This window comes from Pseudomonas sp. PDM05, assembly GCF_014851685.1.
Classification (GTDB): domain Bacteria; phylum Pseudomonadota; class Gammaproteobacteria; order Pseudomonadales; family Pseudomonadaceae; genus Aquipseudomonas.
Genome location: NZ_JACVAC010000012.1, coordinates 79022 through 104338, shown reverse-complemented (window position 1 = coordinate 104338; position 25317 = coordinate 79022). Strand labels below are relative to the sequence as shown.

Annotated in this window: 19 protein-coding genes; 6 read left to right on the top strand and 13 right to left on the bottom strand. The window is 64.1% G+C overall.

The genetic code is table 11. From position 1 onward, the window contains the following. Positions 1-140: 140 nt before the first annotated feature. A complete protein-coding gene (gene urtA / locus IB241_RS21490; protein ID WP_192300214.1) occupies positions 141-1406 on the bottom strand; it encodes an urea ABC transporter substrate-binding protein in 1266 nt (421 codons plus the stop codon). Between the two features lie 266 nt (positions 1407-1672). On the opposite strand from urtA, the gene IB241_RS21485 reads away from it, so the two are divergent. Next, on the top strand, positions 1673-6130 hold the full coding sequence (locus tag IB241_RS21485) for a DUF4329 domain-containing protein (RefSeq protein WP_192300213.1): 4458 nt from the start codon (positions 1673-1675) through the stop codon (positions 6128-6130). Between the two features lie 81 nt (positions 6131-6211). Here IB241_RS21485 and IB241_RS21480 read toward each other — a convergent pair whose 3' ends face one another. From IB241_RS21480 to cbiE, 11 genes are all read right to left on the bottom strand, one after another. Then, complete coding sequence (locus IB241_RS21480) at positions 6212-7222, bottom strand: FecCD family ABC transporter permease (protein ID WP_192300212.1); 1011 nt, start codon at positions 7220-7222, stop codon at positions 6212-6214. Beyond that, on the bottom strand, positions 7219-8166 hold the full coding sequence (locus IB241_RS21475; RefSeq protein ID WP_192300211.1) for an ABC transporter substrate-binding protein: 948 nt from the start codon (positions 8164-8166) through the stop codon (positions 7219-7221). The genes IB241_RS21480 and IB241_RS21475 overlap by 4 nt, the downstream gene beginning before the upstream one ends. Continuing rightward, positions 8163-8945: an ABC transporter ATP-binding protein gene (locus IB241_RS21470; protein ID WP_192300210.1), complete on the bottom strand. Its 783-nt coding sequence runs from the start codon at positions 8943-8945 to the stop codon at positions 8163-8165. Before IB241_RS21470 ends, IB241_RS21475 begins: the two co-directional genes overlap by 4 nt. Positions 8946-9085: 140 nt before the next feature. After that, positions 9086-11194 carry a TonB-dependent receptor gene (locus IB241_RS21465; protein ID WP_192300209.1) on the bottom strand — a complete coding sequence of 703 codons (2109 nt, stop codon included), beginning with the start codon at positions 11192-11194 and terminating at the stop codon, positions 9086-9088. Positions 11195-11343: 149 nt separating this feature from the next. Further along, on the bottom strand, positions 11344-12726 hold the full coding sequence (locus IB241_RS21460) for a PepSY-associated TM helix domain-containing protein (RefSeq protein ID WP_192300208.1): 1383 nt from the start codon (positions 12724-12726) through the stop codon (positions 11344-11346). Positions 12727-12852: 126 nt separating this feature from the next. Continuing rightward, the gene (locus tag IB241_RS21455) at positions 12853-14922 is read right to left on the bottom strand and encodes a TonB-dependent copper receptor (protein ID WP_192300207.1); all 2070 of its coding nucleotides are present in this window, start codon (positions 14920-14922) and stop codon (positions 12853-12855) included. 93 nt (positions 14923-15015) lie between these two features. Next, entirely contained in the window at positions 15016-15405 is a 390-nt protein-coding gene (locus IB241_RS21450; RefSeq protein WP_192300206.1) for a DUF2946 domain-containing protein, read from the bottom strand. 11 nt (positions 15406-15416) lie between these two features. Then, complete coding sequence (locus tag IB241_RS21445; RefSeq protein WP_192300205.1) at positions 15417-15899, bottom strand: copper chaperone PCu(A)C; 483 nt, start codon at positions 15897-15899, stop codon at positions 15417-15419. A gap of 46 nt (positions 15900-15945) precedes the next feature. Then, positions 15946-16341, bottom strand: coding sequence for a DUF2946 domain-containing protein (locus IB241_RS21440; protein WP_192300204.1), 396 nt, complete (start codon positions 16339-16341; stop codon positions 15946-15948). A 519-nt stretch (positions 16342-16860) separates the two neighbouring features. Continuing rightward, positions 16861-17580, bottom strand: a complete 720-nt coding sequence (locus tag IB241_RS21435) for a cobalt-precorrin-6A reductase (protein ID WP_192300203.1) — start codon at positions 17578-17580, stop codon at positions 16861-16863. Beyond that, positions 17577-18782, bottom strand: a complete 1206-nt coding sequence (gene cbiE / locus IB241_RS21430) for a precorrin-6y C5,15-methyltransferase (decarboxylating) subunit CbiE (protein WP_192300202.1) — start codon at positions 18780-18782, stop codon at positions 17577-17579. The genes IB241_RS21435 and cbiE overlap by 4 nt, the downstream gene beginning before the upstream one ends. Before the next feature lie 38 nt (positions 18783-18820). On the opposite strand from cbiE, the gene cobG reads away from it, so the two are divergent. From cobG to IB241_RS21405, 5 genes are all read left to right on the top strand, one after another. Further along, positions 18821-20167 carry a precorrin-3B synthase gene (gene cobG, locus IB241_RS21425; protein WP_192300201.1) on the top strand — a complete coding sequence of 449 codons (1347 nt, stop codon included), beginning with the start codon at positions 18821-18823 and terminating at the stop codon, positions 20165-20167. Further along, positions 20160-20786, top strand: a complete 627-nt coding sequence (locus tag IB241_RS21420; protein ID WP_192300200.1) for a precorrin-8X methylmutase — start codon at positions 20160-20162, stop codon at positions 20784-20786. Before cobG ends, IB241_RS21420 begins: the two co-directional genes overlap by 8 nt. Beyond that, the gene (locus IB241_RS21415; RefSeq protein WP_192300199.1) at positions 20786-21517 is read left to right on the top strand and encodes a precorrin-2 C(20)-methyltransferase; all 732 of its coding nucleotides are present in this window, start codon (positions 20786-20788) and stop codon (positions 21515-21517) included. Before IB241_RS21420 ends, IB241_RS21415 begins: the two co-directional genes overlap by 1 nt. Then, the gene (gene cobJ / locus IB241_RS21410; protein WP_192300198.1) at positions 21517-23154 is read left to right on the top strand and encodes a precorrin-3B C(17)-methyltransferase; all 1638 of its coding nucleotides are present in this window, start codon (positions 21517-21519) and stop codon (positions 23152-23154) included. The genes IB241_RS21415 and cobJ overlap by 1 nt, the downstream gene beginning before the upstream one ends. Before the next feature lie 226 nt (positions 23155-23380). Continuing rightward, the gene (locus IB241_RS21405; protein ID WP_192300197.1) at positions 23381-24160 is read left to right on the top strand and encodes a hypothetical protein; all 780 of its coding nucleotides are present in this window, start codon (positions 23381-23383) and stop codon (positions 24158-24160) included. Here IB241_RS21405 and IB241_RS21400 read toward each other — a convergent pair. After that, positions 24157-24753: a MarC family protein gene (locus tag IB241_RS21400; RefSeq protein WP_003171467.1), complete on the bottom strand. Its 597-nt coding sequence runs from the start codon at positions 24751-24753 to the stop codon at positions 24157-24159. The genes IB241_RS21405 and IB241_RS21400 overlap by 4 nt on opposite strands. Positions 24754-25317 lie beyond the last annotated feature (564 nt).

The following is a 25317-nucleotide window of genomic DNA, read 5'->3' as shown; positions in this document are numbered from 1 at the left end:
TGCGCGGACTGGCTTTATGTGGGAGCGGGCTTGCTCGCGAATGCGGTGTGTCAGTATCAGATGTACTGGATGACACTCCCTCTTCGCGAGCAAGCCCGCTCCCACACAAGCTCCTTCCCACAGTTGAACCGAGGTAGGGCTTAGTTGCTTTTCACCGCATAGTCCGGCTTTTTGTCGTTGCCTGGGATGTACGGGCTCCACGGCTGGGCACGAATCGGCTCCTGGGTCTGCCATACCACCGCGAACTGCCCGTCGGCCTGGATCTCGCCGATCATCACTGGCTTGTGCAGGTGGTGGTTGGTCTTGTCCATGGTCAGGGTGAAGCCCGACGGCGCGGCAAACGTCTGCCCGCCGAGGGCTTCACGCACTTTGTCGACGTCGGTGGACTTGGCTTTCTCCGCCGCCTGCGCCCACATGTGGATGCCCACGTAGGTGGCTTCCATCGGGTCGTTGGTCACGGCTTTGTCGGCCCCCGGCAGGTTGTGTTTCTTCGCGTAGGCTTTCCAGTCGGCGACGAATTTCTGGTTCACCGGGTTTTCCACCGACTGGAAGTAGTTCCACGCCGCGAGGTTGCCCACCAGCGGCTTGGTGTCGATGCCGCGCAGTTCTTCTTCGCCCACCGAGAACGCCACCACGGGCACGTCGGTGGCCTTCAGGCCCTGGTTGGCCAGCTCTTTGTAGAACGGCACGTTGGAGTCGCCGTTCACGGTGGAGATCACCGCAGTCTTGCCGCCGGCGGAGAACTTCTTGATGTTGGCGACGATGGTCTGGTAGTCGGCGTGGCCGAACGGGGTGTAGACCTCTTCGATGTCTTTGTCTGCCACGCCTTTGGAATGCAGGAACGAACGCAGGATCTTGTTGGTAGTGCGCGGGTACACGTAGTCGGTGCCCAGCAGGAAGAAGCGCTTGGCGCTGCCGCCTTCTTCGCTCATCAGGTATTCCACCGCCGGGATCGCCTGCTGGTTCGGCGCTGCGCCGGTGTAGAACACGTTCGGCGACATCTCTTCGCCTTCGTATTGCACCGGGTAGAACAGCAGGCCGTTGAGTTCTTCAAACACCGGCAATACGGATTTGCGCGACACCGAGGTCCAGCAGCCGAACACCACGGCGACCTTGTCCTGGGTCAGCAACTGCCGGCCTTTTTCAGCGAACAGCGGCCAGTTGGAGGCGGGGTCCACGACGACGGGTTCGAGCATCTTGCCGTTCACGCCGCCCTTGGCGTTGATCTCGTCGATCGTCATCAGCGCCATGTCTTTAAGCGACGTTTCGGAGATGGCCATGGTGCCGGACAACGAGTGCAGGATGCCGACCTTGATGGTCTCGGCGGCCTGGAGGGTCCAGGTCATGCCCATGGCGGCGATGGATGCCGAAAGAGTGAAAGCCTTGATCAAGCTGCGACGCTTCATGGTGCGATCTCCGAGAACCCAAGTGTTGTTGTTGGACAGATACAGGGGCGATTGCAAAGGCTGTGCCTGCTTTCGAAAAGGGCGTGGCTGGGGCCTGCGGGCAGATGGCGGTACGTGGCTCGCGCACTGAATAGGCGCCGGACGGCGGCGTTGGTGCGCGATGGGCACCGTCATGGTGCGTGCACGATTTAACTATGTAGCGCCAGCGTCGCAGGCATGGGATCAGGATGGTGGGCACCTTTCATTTTCAGGTTTCAGGTGCATTCATGGACGAAAAAAACCTCCCCAAGCCGGGCCGACTGAGCCCCGCGTTTCTCAGCAGCGATGATGCTGCGCGCTGGGCCCACCAGCGCATTGGCGCGCGGCGTAGCGTTGAATACGCGAGCGTCATCATGCAGCGCCTGTCGGATCGATGGTTTGTCGCCAGCGAGCCGGTGATGGGCAAGGCGACGTCTTTCGACTGGAACCGGCTGCTGGACCGCGACCGTGCGTCCGGGGAGTTCATCCACCCGGTCGGCTATCGCATTGTCGCCAGCCTGCACTCCCATCCCGATACGTTGGCGACGACCCAGCACCAGAACCCGCGTTGGACGCAGCAACAGGCCAGGGCGTTCATGAGCTTCTATTCGGTCCCGGACATCAGCTTCAACTATCAGGACCGTGCACGCTTTACCGCGGCGTACCTGTCCGGGCCGGATGGCGCGTTGCTCAAGTACCAGCCCAGCGGCTCGGTGGCCGAGGCCGGGTTTGTGCATTGGCTCGACACCAATGGCCCGTGGGAGTCGGTGCACGCTCACGATGGAACATTGGAGGGGGTCTACAAAAAGCTCGCGTCGGTGGGGCAACTGACCTTTGTGCTCTCCAGTGCTGCCTGGGGTGGTTCGGTCGGTGCGGTGCCGGCCGACTGGCAGCCTTACCGGGCGTTCAGTGCGGCCGCGCTGCCAGTCGCCTGCGGACCGGTGTTCAACGACAAGCTTGAGGTGTTCTCCTATGCCTGGTCGCTGATCCAGCGCACACCTGCGGCGCGACAACAGGTGTTGATCCTGCAACAGACGGCGGGCGAAGGTTATGTGGCCAGCGAACCGCAGACGCCCGATGCACTGCCATTGCTGCCGGCGGGCTGGCACCTGCACGGCATCTACGTCCATTCCCGGCCTTTGCCCGGGCACTACCCGGCACTGGAGGGCTGGCTCTACAAGAACTTTGTCAGCCCGCCCGAGTTGGCCGGCCACATCGCACGATTTCGCCAGTACAGCCTGAGCGGGCAGCCCACGTTGGGCGCCTCGCTGTACCTGCGCATGCGCGATGAGGCCGTATTGCGCTACCGTTTTTCAGGCTCGGCGGCTGAATCCGAGTTATTCACCCGGGATGAGCACGGTGAGGTCATCGACCACGGCATTCAGACGGCCTTGTCGAGTGGGCAACGGCTGACCCGTGACTATGTGCGGCAAGTCGCTGCAGCGGGTGAGCTGAGTGTGGAAAAAACCAGTGCCCTGTGGGACCGCCCCGGAGTGGTCGACCCGCAGTGGCAACCCTATGCGGATTTTTCGTTGCCGGCCCTCAGTGGTGCGTTCCTGACGGCCGACGATGCCGCACGCCATGGCCACGAACGCATCGACGCACTGCGTGGGCACGCGTATGGCGGCTTGGTGCTCAAGCGGCAGGACGGCCGTTTCGTGATCACCGCGCCAGTGTCCGTCGGTACGCACCCGTTTACCGAGGGCGGGCCCTATCCCAAGGACCGCCAAGGCCAACCGATCGTGTTGCACGCCGGCTACCAATTGCACGCCGTGTATGGCTCGCGCCCGGCGCTTTCGGTCTCTGAGCCCAGCGCTTCGGCGCAGTCCGCCTGGCGGCGCGAGGATATGCAGTTGGATGCGCAGATGTTCCAGGACCGCGACATCGAAGCGTTGTTGCAGCATCGCCTGATGGCGTATCTGTCATGCGCCCAGGACGGGCTGCTGGCCTATCAACTGGGTGAGTCCACGGCGCAGTGGCGGGCGCAATGGATAAGCGACTCCAAGACCGGTGACAGCCTGATCGCCCGCAACCTTGCCCTCGGCGCGCTCAAACCTGTGGATGTGGTGCGCAAGCTGACCGAAGGCGGCACGCTGCGGGTACTGCAGGGCAACGCGCTGTGGGGCCCCGCCGGCACGCTTGATGCGGATTGGGCACCCTTCACCCGGCTGCTCGCCTATCAACGACCGCAGCCAGTGAGCCACGGCGCGCTGTTCGCGAGTGCCGACGCCGCCGCCCTCGACCTGCAAGAGCGCGACTTGCAGGACTTTGGTGAACAGCACGTCAGCCGTTATTTCGCCTTTATTCTCAAGGCCGATCTCAAGGACGAGTATCTGGCCAGCGAGCCGATCCCCGTTACCCGCGCGTCACCGCTGTTGTCACTGTCGAGCCTGTACGGCGACACCCTGCCGGCGGGGTTCAACTGCCATGCTTTGTTCTATGCCCAGCCGTGGGCAAGCAATGCGTCGACTGCGTGGCTGGAGCGTTTTTTCATCGGCATGCAAGACTTGGACACGGCCATCACCCAGGCCCGGCTCAATGCACCGCTGCCGCCCCATGGCGCGTTGGTGTACATCGCCACGCCGGAAGGCGCCTTGCTGCGCTACCAGTCGCCGTCTACCCGTGGCCTGTTCGAGGCGCAAAGCGAGGGGGATTCGGCCGAGGTGATGCAGGCCAAGCTGAATGCCGGGACCTTGCTGCCGGTGCAGGTGGTGCGGCGTTTCGCGATGTCCGGGGCGTTGCGGGTGATCCGCACGAGCCCGTGCTGGGATCGCGAGGGGCCGGTCTCCGGGTTGTGGAGCCCCTACCACTTTCTTGAGCGGCGTCGCCTGAGCCCGGCCTTTGTGTCGATGGACGACGCGGCTCGGTATGTGCGGCAACGGGTACCCACCGACTTGGCGCTGCACTACGGTGGCGTGATCCTGCGCCGCGACGATGGCTGGTTTGTCGCCACCGAACCGCTGCAGGTGCGGGACGAAGTGTTCGACATCGCGTGGGTGTTTCCCGATGAACTGGTGACTCGCGGACTGTACCCGGTACGTACCTCGGTGGTGGCGCGCTACGTATCACGGCCTGCCAGGGGGGGGCCGCTGTTTCTGTCGCCGGTCCAGGCCAAGGTATACGGCACGATGTTTTCCACTCGGCAGCTGGCCCAGGCGATGGAAGATGCGTCCGCCAGGCAATATCACTATTTGCTGGCCAGTGATGGAGCACTCTTGCGTCTGTTCGGCGCGCCCCGGGTCGACAACCCGGTGATCAGCGCGGCTCAGCTCAAGCTCAAGCCACGCCACCGTCATGATTGGCTGGACAGCCCGCTGGAGCGCCAACTGCGCAACGCCGAACTGATGCCGATTGATTACGTCAACCGCGTGGCCGACAGCTTTGATTTACAGGTGGTGATCGGCAGCCCGTTATGGGGCCCGCAGGGCGTGGTGGCGGGGTGGCACCCGCTGGTGTCGGAGGTGGCGACGGCGCGTGGTTACCCCATGGCGCGCCATGATCCGGCGTGCACCCCGCTGTTCAGCCAGGTCGACGACGCTGCGCGGTACGTGCATGGCCTGCCGATGGCGCGCACCGAATTACGCTTTGGCTACGTGCTCAAGGCCCGGCACAACGGCCAATACACCGCGACCCTGCCGGTCAGCGATGCGGGGTCCAGGCTGGCGCGCCGCCGTGTATTCAGCGATGCCGGCTATCCCTATGGCTACCAGTTGGCGGGCCTGTATCTGCGCGTTTCGCGGCCGGCGGGGTTTTATCCCGAGGGCCGTGAGCAAAGCGGCGACGGGGTTTATCAGGGGTTGTTTTCACCCTCCGACCTGATCGAGGCGATGTTTCAAGTGCATGCCACGAGTACACGCCAGAGCCTGCCGCTGTACCTGTCCTGCGCAGACGGCGCACTGCTGCGGTTTGTGGTGCGTGACCCCCGGTTTGTCGGGTACGGCGACGAGTTGAAACTGCGTTTGCGGTTGCTCCGTCCGGCCGACTTTATCCAGCGCATGCGGGCGGCCGGCGTGTTGACGGTGTTGGTGTCCAGCGTGAACTGGCCCCAGGGTGGGGCGACGCAAGGGGGGTTGGGGCCGATCCATGCGCATGCGGATGACGCGGTGGGCTACGTGCATGGGCGCATCGGACGCTTCAGCGGTACGCAATACCTGGGAGCGCTGCTGGAAAATCCTGCGGCGAGCAGTTGGGTTGCGGTGATGCCGGTGGCGGATACGGGCTTTCCTTGCGCGATGGCACCACGGCTGTTTACCGGGTCGCAATGGCCCGAGGGCTATCGGCTATGTGCGGCGCACCTGGTGTTTCATGCCGGCCTCGACCAGCCACATTCCGTGGCTGAGGACCCGTACCGCGAGTACTTCGTGTCATGGCGCGAACTGGCGTACTACATCCATCAATTGACTCGCGATGGCCTGTCCATCGACGTGTTCTACCTGAGTGCCCGCGATGGCGCACTGCTGCGCTACACCCCGCGTTTCAGCGACGCGGAATACAACCTGCTGGCCAGTACCGGCAAATGGTCCGAAGGGAGTGGGTACACAGATTTTGCGCCTGAACCGTCATGGGTGATCGCTGAATTGGCCCGCATCGGCGAGTTGCGGGTTGTGCACGCCGGCCGCTTCTGGACAAGGCGCGGAGTACTGGGGCAGGGGGGGCAACCTCAGAACGGCGCGCCGCCGGGCACGCCCGAAAAAGACGAGCTTTGAACTGAGTCGCCGGGTGTACAGATGACCACTGGACACGCAAAGGTGTGGTGAAGGTGAACGGGATGCTCAAACACCCAGGGTTCAGCGTTTGCGCATCAAGCCAATAAAAAACACCCCGCCAATCGCCGCCGTGGCTACGCCGATGGGCAGGTCTTCGGGGGCGATCAGGGTGCGTGCCGCCACATCGACCCACACCAGGAATAGGCTGCCAAGCAGGGCGCAGGCTGGCAATAAGCGACGATGCTCGGCACCCACCAGGCGCCTTGCGATATGCGGCACCATCAGCCCGACAAAGCCGATGGAGCCGCTGATGGACACCAGTACACCGGTCATCAGCGAGGCTACCAGGAACACCTTCAAGCGCACCGTGCGGGCGTTCAGGCCCAGGGTCACGGCGGTCTGTTCGCCGGCCATCAATGCGTTCAGCGGGCGGGCCATGCCCAGCAATACCAGCAGACCCAGTAGCACCGTGGCGCACGGGATCGCCAACAGCTCCCAGCGCGCCAGGCCGAGGCCGCCGAGCATCCAGAACATCACCGCCGAGGCCGCGCGGTGGTCGCCCATGAACAGCAGCAGGTTGGCCGCCGCCATCATCACGAACGACACCGCCACCCCGCACAGCAGCAGGCGATCACTCTCCAACCGCCCATTGCGGCTGGCCACCGCCAGCACCACCAGCATGCTCAGCATGGCGCCGATAAACGCGGCAATGGGCAGGGTCAGCAGGCCGATGATTTCGCCCACGTGCAGCACCACAATCACCGCGCCCAACGTCGCGCCGGAGGTCACACCGAGCAAGTGCGGGTCGGCCAGCGGGTTGCGTGTGACCGCCTGCAACACCGCGCCGATCAACGCCAGACCGGCGCCGACCAACGCACCCAGGAGCATGCGCGGTACGCGGATCAGCCAGACGATATGTTCCTGCCCCGCCGGCCAATTCACCTCGCCGATGCCCAAAGACTTGTAGAGCATGATCCGCCACACCACGTCCACCGGCACCCGCGCCGGACCAAAGCCCAGGGAGATCACGCACGAGACCAGCAACAGCGCCGCGAGGGCGACCAACAGCCAGGCGTAGCGACAGGAGATCATTCGCCGTGGAACCCCTTGGCCAGGGTTTCCACCGCCAGCACGTTGTCGATCCCCGGCGTGGCCTGCACGTACGGGATCACGATAAAGCGCTGGTTCCTGATCGCGTCCACCGCTTGCAGCGCCGGGTTGTCCAGCAGGAACTGCTGCTTCTGCGCGGCGGTGGTTTCGCTGTAGTCGACGATCACGATCACCTGCGGGTTGCGTTCCACCACGGTCTCCCAGTTGACGCGGGTCCAGCTGGCGTCGACGTCATCGAGGATGTTGCGCCCGCCGGCCGCGTCGATCAGCGCCTGGGGCATACCCAGGCGCCCGGAGGTCATGGCGCGGTCTTCGCCGCTGTCGTAGAGGAACACCCGCGGCTTGTCTTCGGGCAGGTCTTGTTGCACCTCATCGACCTGGGCCTGCATCTGCGCGATCAGGGTGTTGGCGCGGTCCTGCACGTCGAAGATCCGGCCCAGGTTGCGCAGGTCGTTATAGGTGTCGTCGAGGGTCGCGGCCGGGCGCTTCATCACGAAGGCGCAGGATTCGGTCAGTTCGTAGACGTTGATGCCCAGGGGTTGCAGGCTGCTCGGCGTGAGGTCGCCGCCCACGCGCATGCCGTAGTCCCAGCCGGCAAAGAAGAAGTCCACGTTGGCGTTGAGCAGGGTTTCTACCGACGGGTATTTGCTCGCCAGCTCTGGCAGGCCGTCGAGGAGCGAGGCCATTTCGGGGGTGACCGACTTCCAGCCGGTCACGCCGCTGTAGCCGGCCATGCGCGGCTTGAGGCCGAGGGCGAGCATCATCTGGGTCATGTTGATGTCGTGGCTGACCGCGTGTTGCGGGGCTTGCTGGAAGGTCACGTCGCGGTTGCAGCTTTTCACGGTGACCGGGTAGTGGGTGGCGTCGGCGAACGCGGGGGCTGCCGCGAGAGACAAGGCGAAGGCTAGGAGCGCGCGCAGGATCATGGTTGGGTTATCCAGGTGATTCGGGGGTAGCCGGACAGGGGGTGGGTGTCAATCAGTGCTTCGACGCCGAACACTTCGCGCAGCAATTGGACGCTCAGTACTTGGTGAGGTGTGCCGCTGGCGACGATACGTCCGTGGTGGATCACGTACAGGCGATCACAGAACGCGGCGGCCAGGTTCAGGTCGTGGATGCTCGCCAGGGTGCCGATGTTCAAGCGCTTGACCCGACGCAGCAACTCCAGCTGATAGCGTGGGTCGAGGTGATTGGTGGGCTCGTCGAGGATCAGCAGTTGCGGCTGCTGAGCCAGGGCGCGGGCCAGGATCACACGTTGTTTTTCGCCGCCGGAGAGGGTGGCGAACCCGTGGTCTTCGAAGCCGAGCATGCCCACCGACTCCAGCGCGCTGCGAACAAGTTGCCGGTCGCGTAACGTGTCGCCATCGAACAGGCCTTTGTGGGGCGTGCGGCCCATGGCGACCACTTCATCCACGCGCAAGCCGAAGGCGTCGGGGAACTCCTGCAGCACCACGGCGATGCGCTGGGCGCACCATTTGGCGCTTTGCTTCCACACGTTCTGGTGGTCGAGCAGCACATCGCCGCGTGCGGGCCTGGTGAAACGATAGGCGCAGCGCAACAGGCTGGTCTTGCCGCTGCCGTTGGGGCCGATCAGGCCGACAAATTCCCCCGCACCGACCTGCAGGCTGACGTCACGCAGGTGGAACTGGTGATGGCAGTGGCCTGCGGGGGACCAGGTAAGGTCGGTGACGGTAAGTGAAGTCATCAATACTCTCAGGTCAAACCAGGTCCAAATGTGGGAGCGGGCTTGCCCGCGAAAGCGGTGTGTCAGTCGCTATATTCTTTACTGATCCACCGCATTCGCGGGCAAGCCCGCTCCCACATTTTTGACCTGTGTTGTGTCAGTTAAAAGGTGTAGTCCGCCGTGACGAAGAACGAGCGCGGTTCACCGAGGATCCACTGTTGCCCGTCATTGTATTGGCTGACCGCATAGGTGCGATCAAACAGGTTATTCAACTGCAGCCCCAACGTGGTATTGCGCATGGCCTTCCACGAAACCGTCGCATCCACCACGGTATAGCTCGGTAGCTCATTTTGGTTGGCCATGTCGGCATACCGCGCATCCACATAACGCACGCCGGCGCCGGCGCGGATGTCGTCGGTCACGGCCTTGCTCAGCCAGAGGTTGGCGGTGCGGCGTGGCACGTCTACCGGACGGTTGCCGTCCCGGGAGACTTGCACACCGTCGACGGCCTGTTTGAAGTCGTCGTACTGCGCGCGGACGATGGCCGCGTTGGCTTGCAGCTGCCAGGCGTCCGGCAGTTGCAGGTCGAGGCTGGCCTCCAGGCCACGGGAGGATTGCTGGCCGACTTGCTGCTTGAGGTCCGGGTTGCCGGGCACGTCGGTGAGCAGTTTCTTTTTGACGATGTGATACGCGGCCAGGGTCCATTCACCGCGCTGGTCCCAGAAGGCTTGCTTGATGCCGATCTCGGTCTGCCGTGCGCTGGACAGGTCGAATTGTTGCTGGCCGGGGCTCAGGGAAATCAGCCCGCCGACGCCGTCGGTGCTGGTGGCTTGCTGGCCGTAGACCGAGGTGTCCGGGGTGATCGCGTAGACCAGGCCGGCCTTCCAGTTGTTGCCGGTGAGGGTTTTGTCGGCCTGGCTGCCATCGCGCAGATCATCGCGGTCGACGTGGGCGTAGTCGCGGCGGATACCGGTGACCAGCGCCAGCTTGTCGGTGAGTTGCAGGCGGTTTTCGGCGAAGCCGGCCACGGTTTTGGTGGTGCTGGCGAACAGCGGCTTGAACGGGTCGTTGCTGGCAAACTGACCGGCTGGCGGGTGGTTCACATCGATGGGCTGGCCATCGGCGAAACTGTCGGTGAACGGCGAATTGCTGGCCAGGCGGAAGCGGATGCGGTTGTATTCGATACCGGTCACGGTCTGGCTGTCGAGGCCGAACAGGGTGTGCTTGAAGGTGAAGGTCTGGCGGTCACCGACCTGTTCCTGGTTGTGCTTGATGCCGTAGTTGCCGCTGCGGGTGAGCTGGCCGTTAGTGAAGTTGTAGTTCTCGGCGTTCTGCCAGCGGCGCTGGTTTTTCAGGTAGAACAATTCGTTGGTGGCGCTGACGCTGTCGTTGATCTGCCACTCGCTGGTCAGGCGCGTCCACTGGTCGTTGTAGTGCTGCTCGTCGTTGCGCACGTTGTAGTTCTTGTCGCGCAGGCCCTTGTGCAACTGGCCGTTGATCAGCGGCGTGCCGAAGTAGTTTTGCGGGCGTTGGTCGCCGTAGTCGCTGGCCAATGTGAAGCTCAGGTTGTCGGCCGCCTGCCAGCGCAGGGCGCCGCTGATGAAGTCGCTTGAGGAATCGCCACGATCGATGAAACCGTTGCTGCGCAGGCGATTGAGGTTGAGGCGATAGCTCAGGGTGTCGCTCAGCGAACCGCCGCTGTCGAGGGCTTGTTGCTGGCGGTCATAGGAACCGTAGCCGAGGCGGATGTGGTTTTCGATCGCGCCTTCAAACGGCTTTTTCGGCACGGTGTTGATCACCGCACCCGTGGCGCCTTCGCCATACAGCACCGAGGCCGGGCCGCGCAGCACGTCGACGCGTTCCACTGCCCAGGTATCCACCGGGAAGGTCGAGGTGCCCATGCCCATGTACATGCGGTTGCCGTCATAGAGCTGCATCACCGACCCCTGGCCGCTGAAGCCTCGGGCCGCCAACGAGGTGCCGCCGTCACCCGGCGTGCCGGTGCGGCTGATGCCGGTGGCGCGGGAAATCGCATCTTGCACGCTGGCGTCGCCGCGCGCGCGGATCTGCGCGCCGGTCTGGCTTTCGACGCTGCCGGGGGTTTGCAGGGCGCTGAGGTTCAGGTGCGAGCCGGCGGTGGTCGGGGTCTTGAGGTCGACATGTTCGTCGTCCACGGCGGGTGCGTTGACAGCGCTGGCGGGCAGGGTCAGGGCCTGGGCATGGGTGTGCAGGGCGAGCAGGCACAGGCCGGACGCTAGGTACTTGTTCATGGGGTGTTCAGTCTTCTTCGAGGGATGCTCGCCGCGTGTGGCGGCGAGCAACGATAACGCAACAAGTGTTATAAGTTAACACTTATTCGCTGCGCGGCAAAAGTCGCGCAAGGCTACAGAAGTGCTCTGCAACGGGCATCTCACCGGGCTCATGACGAACCTGAGACGGGCTCATGTTGGCCAAAAAAGCGTGAGAGGATCAGGCGATCCAGGACCCACACGGCGATCAGCGACGCGCCCACCAGGGGAAAAATGATCGCCAGGCCGAGCATGATCACCATCGCGGTTTTCCACTTTGGCAGGTCGTGACGCAGTGGCGGCACACCGAGCTTGCCCTGGGGTTTGCGCTTCCACCAGATCACCACGCCACTGACGGCGCTGAGCAGGATCATCAGGCAGATCAGCAGCACGATCAGTTGGTTGACCCAGCCGAACATCTTGCCTTCGTGCAGCATCACGCCGGTCTCGGTGGCGCGCGCGACCGTGCTGTAGTGCTCCCAGCGCACATCGGCGAGGACCTTGCCGGTGTACTGGTCCACGTGCAGGGTGGCGTCGTTGCGCGGGTCGTTGGCGAACACCGCGACGGTAAACACGCCTTCGGCGGTGGTGGGGAAGGTGATGCTGTAGCCGGGTTCGACTTTGCGTGCGGTGGCAAGGTCCACCACCTGCTGCAGGCGCAACGTGGGGGCGGCAGGAGCGGCGTGCATGGCGCCGTGGTTCATGTGTTCGGCGTGGTCGCCGGAGATCGGCATCGGCGTGTTTTCCAGGGCCCATGGCACGGTCTGTTGCGTCGCGGTATTGAGCACGCGGGCCTGCTGGTCGGACTGCGGCACGGCGTTCCACATCGCCGCCGGGAAGGTGTTCCACAGGTCGGCGTATTGCTTGCCCCAGAAGCCGGTCCAGGTCATGCCGCTGAGCAGCATCACCAGCAACAGTGACGCGCCCCAGAAACCGGTGACGGCGTGCAGGTCGCGCCAAAATACGCGACCGCGCGTGTTGAAACGCGGCCACAACACGCCGGCCGACGACTTGCCGCGCGGCCACCACAGGTACACGCCGGACACCACCAGCATCACCCCCCAACCGGCGGCGAGCTCCACCAGGCGGTCGCCGACGGTGCCGATCATCAGTTCGCCGTGCAGGGCACGGGCGATGGCTTGCAGGTTGTATTTGGCGTCTTGCTCGCCGAGGACGGTGCCGCGATACGGGTCGACAAACACCGTCACTTCACGGCCGTCGTTGTGCATCACGAATTGTGCGCTGCTGGTGGCGTCGGCCGGGGGCAGGTATTTGCTGATGGCGGCCTTGGGGTAGGCAGCCTTGGCGCGTTGCAGTTGTTCGTCGGCGCTCAGGCGGTGTTCGGCGACCGGGACCGTAAGCAAGTGGCCGTACATCAGCGGGTCGAGCTGGGGCTTGAACAGGTAGATGATGCCGGTCAGGGCCAGCAGCACCATGAACGGCGCGACAAACAGGCCGGCGTAGAAGTGCCAGCGCCAGGCCAGGTTGTAGAAAGAGATTTTGGGGGTGCTCATCAGGGATGCTCCGCAAAGGCTTGGAATTTTTTTGTTGGTTAGGCCGCCATCGCAGGCAAGCCAGCTCCCACATTCAGATGTGTGAACACATTCCAAGCTGTGGGAGCGGGCTTGCCCGCGATGCTTTTAGAAGCTCATGTCGACCTTGGTCCACAGGGTGCGACCGGGCTCCTTGATGGCCTGCGGATCATTGGCCGGGTAGCCGAACCCGGCGTTGCCGGCCAGGTTCAGATGCTCGGCATAAGCCTTGCCGAACAGGTTGTCGACGCCGGTGCTGACCTTGAAGTTTTTGTTGATGCGGTACGCCGCGTTCAGCGAGAACACGCCAAAACCGCCGCTCTTGTCGTAGTCCTTGCCGACCACGTTGCCCTTGTTCTGGTCGATGCGGTTTTGCGCCGCGACCACGCGCCACAAGGCACCGGCGCTCCAGTCGTCTTCGCTGTAGGTGAGGCCCAGGCGGGCGTCCAGCGGCGGCATTTGCGGCAGCGCCTTGCCGTCGCTGCTGTTCTTGCCCCAGGCGTAGGCTAGGGTGGCGTCGGTTTTCCAGTTACGCGTCAGCTTGTACGCGGCGCCCAGTTCGCCACCCATGATGCGCGCGTCGACGTTCCGCGCCTGGGAGGTGGTGCCCATCATCCCGGGCTTGTAGTCGAACAGGATGAAGTCCTGTACACGGCCGATGTAACCCGAGGCCCAGGCTTCGAGGTCGGTGGATTTGTACTGTGCGCCGAAGTCGAGTTGAGTGGTCTTCTCTGGCTTCACGCCGTCGAAGGCGTTCACCGAGCCGACCGCGCCGGTGTTCGGCGAGAACAGCTCCCAGTAATCCGGGAAACGCTCCGAATGGCCCAGGCCCGCGTAGAGGGTGGTGGGGCTGTCGGCCAGATCATGCTCGTAGCGCACGAAACCGGAGGGCAGGGTGTCGGCACGGGTGTCGTCGGCGGTCGGGTTGGGGCGGGCGCTCATGCCGGAGCCGGTGCGCTGGCGGAAATCCTTGGCCGAGGCGCGATCCAGGCGCGCGCCGCTGATCAGGCGTTCGCGGTCGGCGGCGTACCAGGTCAGTTCGCCGAACACGCCGTAGTTATGGAAGTTGGCGTCCTTGTTTCGCGGCAGCTCCTTGTAGGTGTCGACGCCCATGCTGCTGCGCTGGCGGTGTTCGTTGGTCTGCGCATCCAGGCCGCTGATCAACTGCACATCGGCCCAGCGCCAGGTGGCCTTGATGCGTGCGCCGAGGGTGCGGCGGTCGACGTTGGACGCCATCGGCCCGGCCATCATGCCGGTGCCTGACGGTGTGCGCAGGCTGTAGTTGTCCATCACATGGTCGGCGTAGTTGTAGTAGACCTGGGCCTCGACCTTGTCCAGCACCTCGCCGAGGTTGGATTTTTCAAAGCGCAGCCCGAGGCTTTCGCGTAGGAATTGCGAGCCGTCCATGCCGCGTCCGGCGTAGCGTGCTTCGCCATCGCCGCGCCCGGCAGTGAGTTCCAGCAGGGTATCGGCGTCGGGGGTGAAGCCGACGGCGACGTCGCCGTTCCACTTGTCGTAGCGCGAGGCCACGGTGTCGTTGTTGCCGTCGTTGTAGTCGTCGGCGTGGGCCTGGTTGCCGATCACGCGCACGTAGCCCAGTGGGCCACCGGCGGCGGCATCGATGACCTTGTCGAAGCGCCCGTTGGAACCGGCCAACACGCTGGCGTTGAGGCGCGTGCCCAGTTCGCCGAACTGCTCAGGCTCTCGTTCGAACAGGATCGTGCCGGCGGACGCGCCCGGGCCCCAAAGCACGGTTTGCGGGCCTTTGATCACGGTGAGCTTGTCGTAGGTTTCCGGCGAAATGTACGAGGTCGGCGCGTCCATGCGGCCGGGGCAGGCGCCGAGCATCATGCTGCCGTTGGTGAGGATGTTCAGGCGCGAGCCGAACATGCCGCGCAGCACCGGGTCGCCGTTGGTGCCGCCGTTGCGCACCAGGGCGAAGCCGGGGATGGTCTTGAGGTAGTCGCCGCCATCGCTGGCGGGCACTGGTTGGCGCGGGTCCTTGGGGTTGGTGATTACGGTCAGCGGTGAGCTGGGGGCGATTGCGGTGATCACCGTGGGGCTCAGTTCATGCTCGGCATGTTCATCGGCCAGGGCATGGGGGGCGAGCAGCGCGCCGCACAGGGCAGCGAGCACGGGGGTACATCCCAAACGGGAGTCAGCAGTAAACCTGGACATGACAAATTCCATCAATCAATCGTAAACAACACGGCCAGCAGCCTGCGGCTGTCTGTCTAGAGTCGGCCGGGGTGAAGTAACGCTGTGAAGTGCTTACGAGACGATGGGCGGCGCACGGCTACGGGCGCCGGGGAAGATGCTCTGCCGGGCATGGCCCAGGCGCGTGGCGGGGGTGAGGGCGTTGGCCGGCGTGGGGGCGCCGAGGGTGAGCGTGGAAACGCCACCGGGCAGGGCGGGGCAACTGTAGAGCAGGTCGCAGTAGCCGCACTTGGACCAGAGGGCGTGGTGTTCGTCAGGCGCCTTGGGGTGATGGGCGGCGCCGTGGTCCATCGGCATGTCCATCGACATACCGGCGTGATGATCCATCGGCATCGCTTGGGAAATCAGCGGACCGATAAAGATCATCAGCATGGCGAACAGGCTGATCCAACTGCCGCGTTTCACACGCGACGGTGGGGACAACCTGGCGCGGGGGGCGCCCATCGAGTGTTGGCCTATTGGGCGTGTTTATGCTCGTGGCCGGCCATCGGCGGCATCTTCTGCACCGACACTTGCACCTCGACCTTGCCGGCTTTTTCGAAGGTCAGGGTCAGCGGGAAGTGCTTGCCGTTGGCCAGCAGGCTGCGGTCTTTGAGGCCCAGCAGCATCACGTGATACGCCATGGGCGCGAAGGTCAGGTCGCCCTTGGCCGGGACGGCGACGGTAGGCACTTGCTGCATCTTCATCAGGTCGCCCTGCATGACGTGCTCGTGCAGCTCGGCTTTGTCGGCTACCGGCGTCTCGACACTGAGCAGGCGGTCCGGCGTTTCCCCGGTGTTATGAATCACAAAGTACGCCGCGACGGTGGGCGCATTCGGCGGCAACTCCTGGGACCAGGGTTCGCTGACCACGAGGTCGCCGGTTTTGTAGTCATCGGCATTGGCAGCACTAAACACCGGCAGCAACAACGCGGCCAGAAGCAGGGAAGATTTGAGCATGGCAGTTCTCCAGAACGGTTCTAAACGCAGTTCACTTGCGAAGACATCAGACCGTTGGAGAGGCGCGCGGGTTGAGGCTCGGCCATTGCTGGCGCGGGGTCGGGCCTTGCAGCCGGGGCGGCGGCAAGCTTTGTGAGGTGTTGAATTGCGCGAGATACAACTGCGGCACATGCCCCGGCAACGCCACCAATGGCGCCGAGCCCGAACAGCACCAGCAATGCTGCATGGTGGAATGATCGTCCTGCTGCGGCGCCGGAATCTCCAGCTTGCCCAGGGCGATGGTCTTGAGACTGGCGCCATTGGAGGAACAGAAACTGCCCCACAGCAATTGCTGCGCCGGGTCCTTGGACTGTTGCATCGCGCTGGCCAGCGGCATGGCAAAGGCGTTGAACAGCACTGCAAAGCAGGCGATCCAGACGATTGCAAAGCGTTGACGGGCCATGGCGGACAATCCGTAGGGTTAAACGATCAGGCGGGTATTTAGCCTGATCGTAGGGGATAAGTAAAAAAGGGTGGTGTGGTTTGGTGTCGCAGTACCAGTGGTTGAGGATAGACGGGAACTGATAGGTTGCCGATATCAAGGGCAACGCGGTCTGAATGTGGGAGCGGGCTTGCTCGCGAATGCGGAGTGTCAGCCAATACATGGGGTGACTGACACACAGCCTTCGCGAGCAAGCCCGCTCCCACATTTTGGATTGTGTTCGGCTCGAATATGGAGTCATTCGACAGAAATCTCCGACAAGCCTTTAAGGTTGCCCCTAGGAAACTCAATCCCTAGTCTCCGTACACCGCTGCAAGCGCAGCGGTCGGGCGTCGCGGCCCGCAAGCATTAAGGCGCCTGACAACACCGTCCAAATGTGGGAGCGGGCTTGCTCGCGAAAGCGGAGTGTCAGCCAATACATGTGGTGACTGATACACAGCCTTCGCGAGCAAGCCCGCTCCCACAGGGGATTTGTGGTGTTTAGAGAGTGGTGATTGCCTGTAGTAGCGCAGGCACGGTGGTGAATTCTCGATCCACCGCCGCCAACACCGGCCGCTTCAACACCAACACCGGCACCCCAAGCGCCCGCGCCACTTCCAGCTTCGGTTCCGTCGCCATGCTGCCGCTGTTCTTGCTGATCAGCACATCAATCCCACGCCGCTCAAACAACAACCGCTCATCCTCGATCAAGAACGGCCCGCGTGCGCCGATCACTTCACAGCGTTCATTCCCCGGGTACACGTCCAGTGCCCGCAGCGTCCAGAACTGCTCCGGCGGGATTTCATCAAGGTGCTGTAACGGCTCGCGTCCCAAGGTGAACAGCGGGCGCTTGAATGGTTTCAACGCTTCTATCAAGGCGGCCCAATCACTGACCTCCCGCCAATCATCCCCCGCCTGCGGCTGCCACGCCGGGCGGCGCAGTGCCCAGCATGGCACGCCGCTCAACTGCGCGGCCTCGGCAGCATTGCGGCTGATCTGTGCCGCATACGGGTGGGTTGCGTCGAGAATCAGGCTAATGCCCTCATCCCGGACAAACCGCGCCAAGCCCTCGGCGCCACCATAACCGCCGACCCGCACTTGGCAGGTCAGATCGGTCGGCACGCGCCCAACGCCGGCCAGGCTGTAGATATGTTCCGGGCCCAATGTGCGGGCGATGGCCAGGGCTTCCGTCACGCCGCCCAGTAGCAGGATGCGCTTCATAGCGGCTTGACCACTTCCAACAACGTAATCGGCAACGCCTGCCGCCACGTATCAAAGTCCCCCAGCGGCTGCGCCTGGGCCACGTGGATGCGCGTCAGTTCGCCGCCATGCCGGGCGCGCCAGTCCATCAAGGTCATTTCGCTTTGCAGGGTCACGGCGTTGGCGACCAAGCGCCCGCCCGGCCGCAGGTATTGCCAGCAGGTGTCGAGCACGCCGTCGCGGGTGACGCCACCGCCGATGAAGATTGCATCCGGCGCTTGCAGGCCGTGCAGCGCGTCCGGGGCCTTGCCGCGGATCAGTTGCAGGCCGGGCACGCCGAGGGCGTCGCGGTTGTGTTCGATCAGGCCTTGGCGGCCCTCGTCGGCTTCAATCGCCAGGGCTCGGCAGCTGGGATGGGTGCGCATCCATTCAATCCCGATGGAACCGCTGCCCGCGCCCACGTCCCACAGCAATTCGCCGGGCATCGGTGCGAGGCGGGCCAGGGTCATGGCACGCACATCGCGCTTGGTCAGTTGGCCGTCGTGTTTGAACGCCGAATCCGGCAGGCCTGCCAAGCGTGACAGGCGGGGTGTTTCGCCAGAGGCCAGGCACTCGATGGCAACCAGGTTCAAATCGGCGATTCCAGTATGTTGCCAATCCGCAGCCAACCCATCGAGACGCCGCTCACCCGCGCCGCCCAAGTGTTCAAACACGCTCACACGGCTCGGTCCGAATCCCGACTCGGCCAATAACGCGGCGATCAACGCCGGGCTACTGCCGTCATTGCTCAACACCAACAACCGCATGCCACTGGCCAGATGTGCATGCAGTGCCGCCAACGGCCGGGCCACCACGGACAGCGTCACCACCTCTTGCAACGGCCAGCCCAACCGCGCTGCGGCCAGGGACACCGACGACGGTGCCGGCAGGACCAGCAGTTCATCCGCCGCCACCTGCCGCGCCAGGCTCGCGCCAACGCCATAGAGCATCGGATCACCGCTGGCCAGCACGCACACCGGCGTACCGCGCCGGGCCAGTACCGGCTCCAGGGAAAACGGGCTGGGCCACACCTCGCGCGCACCACGAATACACACCGGCAACAGGTCCAACTGGCGTTGGCCGCCTATAATCCGCGAAGCGTGCAACAGGGCATGCCGGGCATTCCTGCCCAGCCCCTTGAAGCCGTCTTCACCGATGCCTACAACCGTCAGCCAGGGCGACATAAAAATTCCTTGAGCGACATCCGACGGGCAGGCTTTTCATGCTGCCGGACAAAGCAGGCATAATACCGCGCCTTTACCCGTCAACCGGAAGCCCCGTGAAACCAACGCCCGCTGTGAATACCTTGCGCCCCTCGGCTTGTCCGGGGTTGCTGCGTATTGTCCAGGCGTTGGATGGCGGTATTTGCCGGATCAAACTGGTCGGCGGTTCGATCACCACCGCCCAGGCCCATGCGGTGGCGGACGCCGCCCAGACCTATGCAGGCGGGGTGATCGAGGCGACCAATCGCGCCAACCTGCAGATCCGCGGGATCGGCACCGAAGAGGGGGCCTTGATCGCGATGCTGTTGGCCGCCGACCTCGGCCCCAACAACGCCGCTGGCGACGACGTGCGCAACCTGATGCTCAGCCCCAGCGCCGGGATCGACCCGCAGATGCTGTTCGACACGCGCCCGCTGGCCGGGCAGATCCTGAACACCCTGCAAAGCCACCCGCGTTTCCACGAGTTGTCGGCCAAGTTCGCCGTGCAACTGGATGGCGGCGAGGACCTGGCGATGCTCGAACATCATCATGACCTGTGGCTGTCGGCGTTCGTGCGCGATGGTCAGACTCTCCTCGCGTTCGGCCTGGCCGGTTGCCCGGGGCTCGATGCGCCGGTGGCCGCCGTGCCGTTGGAGCAGGGTCATGCGCTGGTGGTGGCGGTGCTGGAAGCCTTTCTCGACCTGGCGACCCCGGCGCAAACCCGCATGCGCCATCTGGCTGTGGATAAGTTATTGAGCCACCTCGGCCTGCCGCTGCTGCCAGCGGATGGCTTCAAACGCCCGCCCAGCGGCGCGTTATTGCACCTGGGGACTTATCCACAGGTGCAAAAAAATCAATTCTATGTCGCCGCCATCGCGCCCTTGGGGCGCCTGGATTCGACGATGCTCAAAGGCGCCGCGCAACTGGCCAGCGAGCACGGCGACGGCACCTTGCGCTTCACCCCTTGGCAAGGCGTGCTGCTGCCCGGCGCCGAAAAACCCCATGCCGTGACCGAACGCCTGGCGCAACTGGGCTTCCTCTGCTCAGTCGACCAGACCCTGGCGCACATGACCGCCTGCACCGGCTCCAGCGGTTGCGCCAAGGCCCTGGCCGATACCAAGGCCGACGCCGTGCAACTCGCCGCCCTGCACCCAGGGCACGGCGTGCACTTGTCCGGCTGCCCGCGTTCCTGCGCCGCCGCGCACATCGCGCCGGTGACCTTGCTGGCGGTAAGCCCCGGCCACTACGACCTCTATTTTCGCGATGCAGCCCACCCGGGTTTCGGCCGGCTGCACGCGCACGCCCTTTCTATTGAAGCGACGGGTGCCTTGCTGCGCGCCCGCCCACGGAGCAACACCGATGATTGATTACATCCGCGACGGTCAGGAGATCTATCGCAACTCCTTCGCCATTATTCGCGCGGAAGCCAAGTTGGAGCGCATCCCGGCCGACCTGGAAAAACTCGCGGTGCGGGTGATTCATGCCTGCGGCATGGTCGACGCCGTCGACGGCCTGCAATTCTCCGAAGGCGCGGGCAAGGCCGGGCGCGATGCGCTGGCGGCCGGCGCGCCGATTCTGTGCGATGCGCGGATGGTTTCCGAAGGCGTGACCCGTACGCGCCTGCCGGCCAACAACGCGGTGATCTGCACCTTGCGCGACGACAGTGTGCCGGAGCTGGCGCGGGAGCTGGGCAACACGCGTTCCGCTGCGGCGCTGGAACTGTGGCGCCCACACCTGGAAGGCAGCGTGGTGGTGATCGGCAACGCGCCGACCGCGTTGTTCTATCTGCTGGAAATGCTGGATGCCGGCGCACCGAAACCGGCACTGATCCTCGGCTTCCCGGTGGGCTTTGTCGGCGCCGCCGAATCCAAGGCGATGCTCGCCGCCGATAGCCGTGGCGTGCCGTTCGTGATCATGCAGGGCCGCCTGGGCGGCAGTGCCATGGCAGCCGCCGCGGTGAATGCCCTGGCCACGGAGGTCGAATAATGCAGGCTCGCGGACGGTTGATCGGCCTGGGCGTAGGCCCCGGCGACCCGGAACTGATCACCCTCAAGGCCCTGCGCCTGCTGCGTGAGTCGCCGGTGGTGGCGTACTTCGTGGCCAAGGGCAAGAAGGGCAACGCGTTCGGCATCATCGAGGATCACTTGGTGCCGCAGCAGACCCTGATGCCGCTGGTGTACCCGGTGACCACCGAAGCCTTGCCGGCGCCGATGTCATACGAGCAAGTGATCAGCGATTTCTACGACGCGGCCAGTGTCGATGTGGCCGCGCACCTGGACGCCGGCCGCGATGTGGCGGTGATCTGTGAAGGCGATCCGTTCTTCTATGGCTCCTACATGTACCTGCACGACCGCCTGGCCGAACGTTATGAAGCGCAAGTGATTCCCGGCGTGTGCTCGATGCTCGGCGGCGCCTCGGTGCTGGGCGCGCCGCTGGTGTATCGCAACCAGAGCCTGTCGGTGCTTTCCGGCGTGTTGCCCCATGACGATCTCAAGCGCCGCCTGGCCGATGCCGACGCGGCGGTGATCATGAAGCTGGGCCGCAACTTCCCCAAGGTACGCCAGGTGCTGGAAGAACTCGGCCTGGCCGGGCGCGCGTTGTATGTGGAACGCGCCACCATGGCGAATCAGAAGATCGTGGCGCTGGATCAGGTGGATCCGTCGTCGTCGCCGTACTTTTCGCTGATCATCGTGCCCGGTGAACGGTGGCAAGGTTGATGACGCCGGCGATTGTCATTCTGGGCCAGGGCAGCCTGGCCACTGCGCGCAAGATTCAGCAGGTTTACCCGGGCGCATTGATCCACGGCTTGGCCGCACGGGTTGAAGGCGCGGACCAGACCTACAGCGAGTTCGGCACGACCCTGCGGCACTTGTACCAACAAGGCACGCCGCTGATTGCGCTGTGTGCCGCCGGTATCGTGATCCGCACCCTGGCGCCGCTGCTGCTGGAGAAAGGCGAAGAGCCCGCCGTGCTGGCCGTGGCCGAAGACGGCAGCGCCGTGGTGCCGCTGCTCGGTGGCCTGGGCGGTGTGAACGTCATGGCGCGGGACATCGCGGCAGCGTTGAACGTGGCTGCGGCGATCACCACCAGCGGCGAGTTGCGTTTCGGCACCTGCCTGCTCAATCCTCCCAGTGGTTATGAGCTGGCCGACCTGGAGCTGGGCAAGCGCTTTGTCTCGGACCTGTTGGCGGGCGCAAGCGTGCGCATCGAAGGCGCGGCGCCGTGGTTGGATCAAGCCAACCTGCGCCAGGACCAGCAGGCGCAGTTGGCGATTCACGTGGGCAGTGCCGAGCGCACGCCTGCGGCCAACGAACTGCTGATCTATCCGAAGAACGTCAGCGTGACCTGCAAGCCCGGCGCGCAACTGGCCGAGCGTGTGCGCACGGCGTTGTGTGAGGCGGGCATCGCCGTGCAATCCCTGGCGTGCCTGTTGGCCAGTGATACGCAGATGGCCGAGGCGTCGTTGCATGAAGCCGCGGCGGCACTGGGGGTGCCGCTGCGTTTTGCCTGCGTCAGCCAGGACGCCGACATCGTGATCACCGTTGCCGAGCAACCGTTGGACCTGTCCCAGGTAGGGCGTGTGCGCGGGCGTCTGGCCGTGATCGGCCTGGGGCCTGGCGCGGCTGAATTGATGGTGCCGGCGGTGAAGGCCGAATTGGCACGCTGCACCGATGTGCTGGGTTACGAAACCTACGTGCGCATGGCCGGGCCGTTCCGTGACGACCAGGTGCAGCACTGCACCGATAACCGCGAAGAAATGCAGCGCGCGCGCCACGCATTCGAGCTGGCCGCGCAAGGCCGTTCGGTGGTGGTGGTGTCGTCCGGCGACCCGGGCGTGTTCGCCATGGCAGCGGCGGTGATCGAGGCGCTGCACGAGTCCAGCGATCCGGCGTGGCATCAGGTCGACCTGCAGATCCTGCCGGGCGTCTCGGCTTCGCTGGCCACCGCCGCCCAGGCGGGTGCGCCGTTGGGGCACGACTTCTGCGTGATGTCGCTGTCGGACAACCTCAAGCCTTGGGCAATCATCGAAAAGCGCCTGGACCTCGCGTCCCAGGCCGATCTTGCCCTGGCGTTCTACAACCCGATCTCGCGCTCGCGGCCGTGGCAACTGGGGCGTGCCCTGCAAATCGTCGCGCTGCACCGCACGCCGCAAACCCCGGTGGTGCTGGGCCGCGACATCGGTCGGCCGGGCCAGACCTTGCGCGTCACCACCCTGGGGCAGCTCACGCCCGAGCAAGTGGACATGCGCACCATGGTGTTGATCGGCTCGTCCACCACCTGCGCGTTCCCGCGCGCCGGTGGTGGTGAGTGGGTGTACACGCCACGCTGGTACGGCGAAAAACCCCTGTCCTGAAAACAGCCTCGTGGCTGCCCGAAAGCTCCGAATGACCCAGGGATTTACCTGCGGTTGTCCGGGGCTTTTTCTTTTTTTGCGCGCTGAAATCCGCAAGGCCCGCGCGGTTGCTGGACGCTGGGGGCTAACGCGCCCGGCCAAGGCATGTTTGTCGCCTGGCAAGCCCGCCAGCCGCTGGACTAGTGTGCAGGTAAGCCCCATGTGGGGTGTTTGTGGAGAACTGGAAATGGAGCGACATCAAAGAAGGATCAACAGTACCAAGAGGCGTAAATTGATCGCCGCCTACAAGCTGCCGGGGGCTTCGGGATTGAATGCCGCGCTGCCGGTGGATACGGCGGATGACTGCAATGCGGCGGTGGTGAACAACGGCGTGATTTCGTTCGTCGAGGGCATGTCGGCGTTGAATCGTGAGTACATCCGCAAAAGCTATTTGCTGGCCAGCAGTTACGTCAGCGATGTGTTGAAGGTCCAGCGCGGCACCGAGGGCTGGTACGACGAATTTATCAAGGTGATGATCAGCTTGGGCTGGCTGCCGTTGCGTAGCAGCTTTGAGCGGGTTTCCAGCAGCGGCAAGGGCCTGACGGTGCAACTGGCGGCATTGAATATGATCGCGGCGATGCTGGCCTCGACGTCACTGGTCGGGCCGGCGTTCGCGGCGTTGCCTAAGTTGGCGGCGGATGCGCTGGAGGCCTTGAAACAGGCGCCAGCGTCGTTCGAGCTGTTCAAGCGCAACAGCACCATGCAGCAAGGGGGGGATTTCGGCCTGGCGTCCTGTGCGCAAACCGATGGCGAAGTGACGATGGTGCTGGTGACCTACAGCACCCTCGGCGTGAGCAAGCAGGTCGGCCTGCCGTTCCTGGAGTGGGACAGTTCCTCGTCCGAGGCCTTCAGCGGGCAGACGTGTCTGGTGCTGAATACCTCGGTGGTCAACGAAAAAACCATTCAACTGATGCGCGAGAGCGCGGGTGACAAGGTGCAGCTGGCAATCGCCAAGTACCGGATCTAAGGCACCAGGTAGCCGCGTACCCCGGTAAAGATGATTTGCGCGGCCAGGGCGCAGACGAACAGGCCCATCAAGCGGCTGACAATCTGCAAACCCTGGTCGCCAAGAATCCGCTCGATGCGGTTGGACAGGTAGAGCACCACGCCCACCGTGAGGCTGGCCAGGGCGATGCTGAGGATGGCGGTGAGTTTGTCGTCCCAGTGCGGCTGGCTGACGCCCATCACCAGCAGCGCACCGATGGTGCCGGGGCCGACGGTCAGGGGAATGGTCAGCGGCACGATGGTGACGTCCTGCTGCACGTTGTCGGTCTGCACCGCCGACTTGCCTTGGGCCATGCCCAGGGCCGAGATGAACAGCACACTGCCGGCGCCGATGCGGAACGCATCCACGGTGATCCCGAACACACTGAAAATCACGCGGCCGAACAGGTAGAGCAACACGCTCGACACCAGGGTCGCCAGCGCGACCTTCCACGCCAGGCGTCGGCGCTCCTTGCTGGAGTAACCACGGGTCAGGCTGATAAAGCAGGACAGCACGAAGAACGGGCTGTAGAGCACCAGCATTTTCAGGTAGACGCTGAATAACACGTGGAGCATGTGAGTGGCTCGCGATGAGAGAAGTGTGTCGAGTCTATCAGGCGCCAGAGATCAAATGTGGGAGCGGGCTTGCTGGGCTGTCAGCGCTCGGCTGGAGATCGCCCAGACACTGCCAACTCCCTGTGGGAGTTGTCGAGCTTTAGCGAGGCTGCGAAGGCGGTGGTACTGCTGGTAGAGAGGTTGCCTGAGCCACCGCTTTCGCGGGCAAGCCCGCTCCCACAGGTGATTGGTGTTGATGGATGGTGAGTGTTCGGCTGGAGATCGCCCAGGCACTGCCAATCCCCTGTGGGAGCTGTCGAGCTTTAGCGAGGCTGCGAAGGCGGTGGTACTGCTGGTAGAGAGGTTGCCTGAGCCACCGCTTTCGCGGGCAAGCCCGCTCCCACAGTTGATTGGTGTTGATGGATGGTGAGTGTTCGGCTGGAGATTGCCCAGGCACTGCCAACTCCCTGTGGGAGTTGTCGAGCTTTAGCGAGGCTGCGAAGGCGGCGGTACTGTTGGCAGAGGTGTTGGCTGAACCACCGCATTCGCGGGCAAGCCCGCTCCCACAGTTGATTGGGGTTGCTG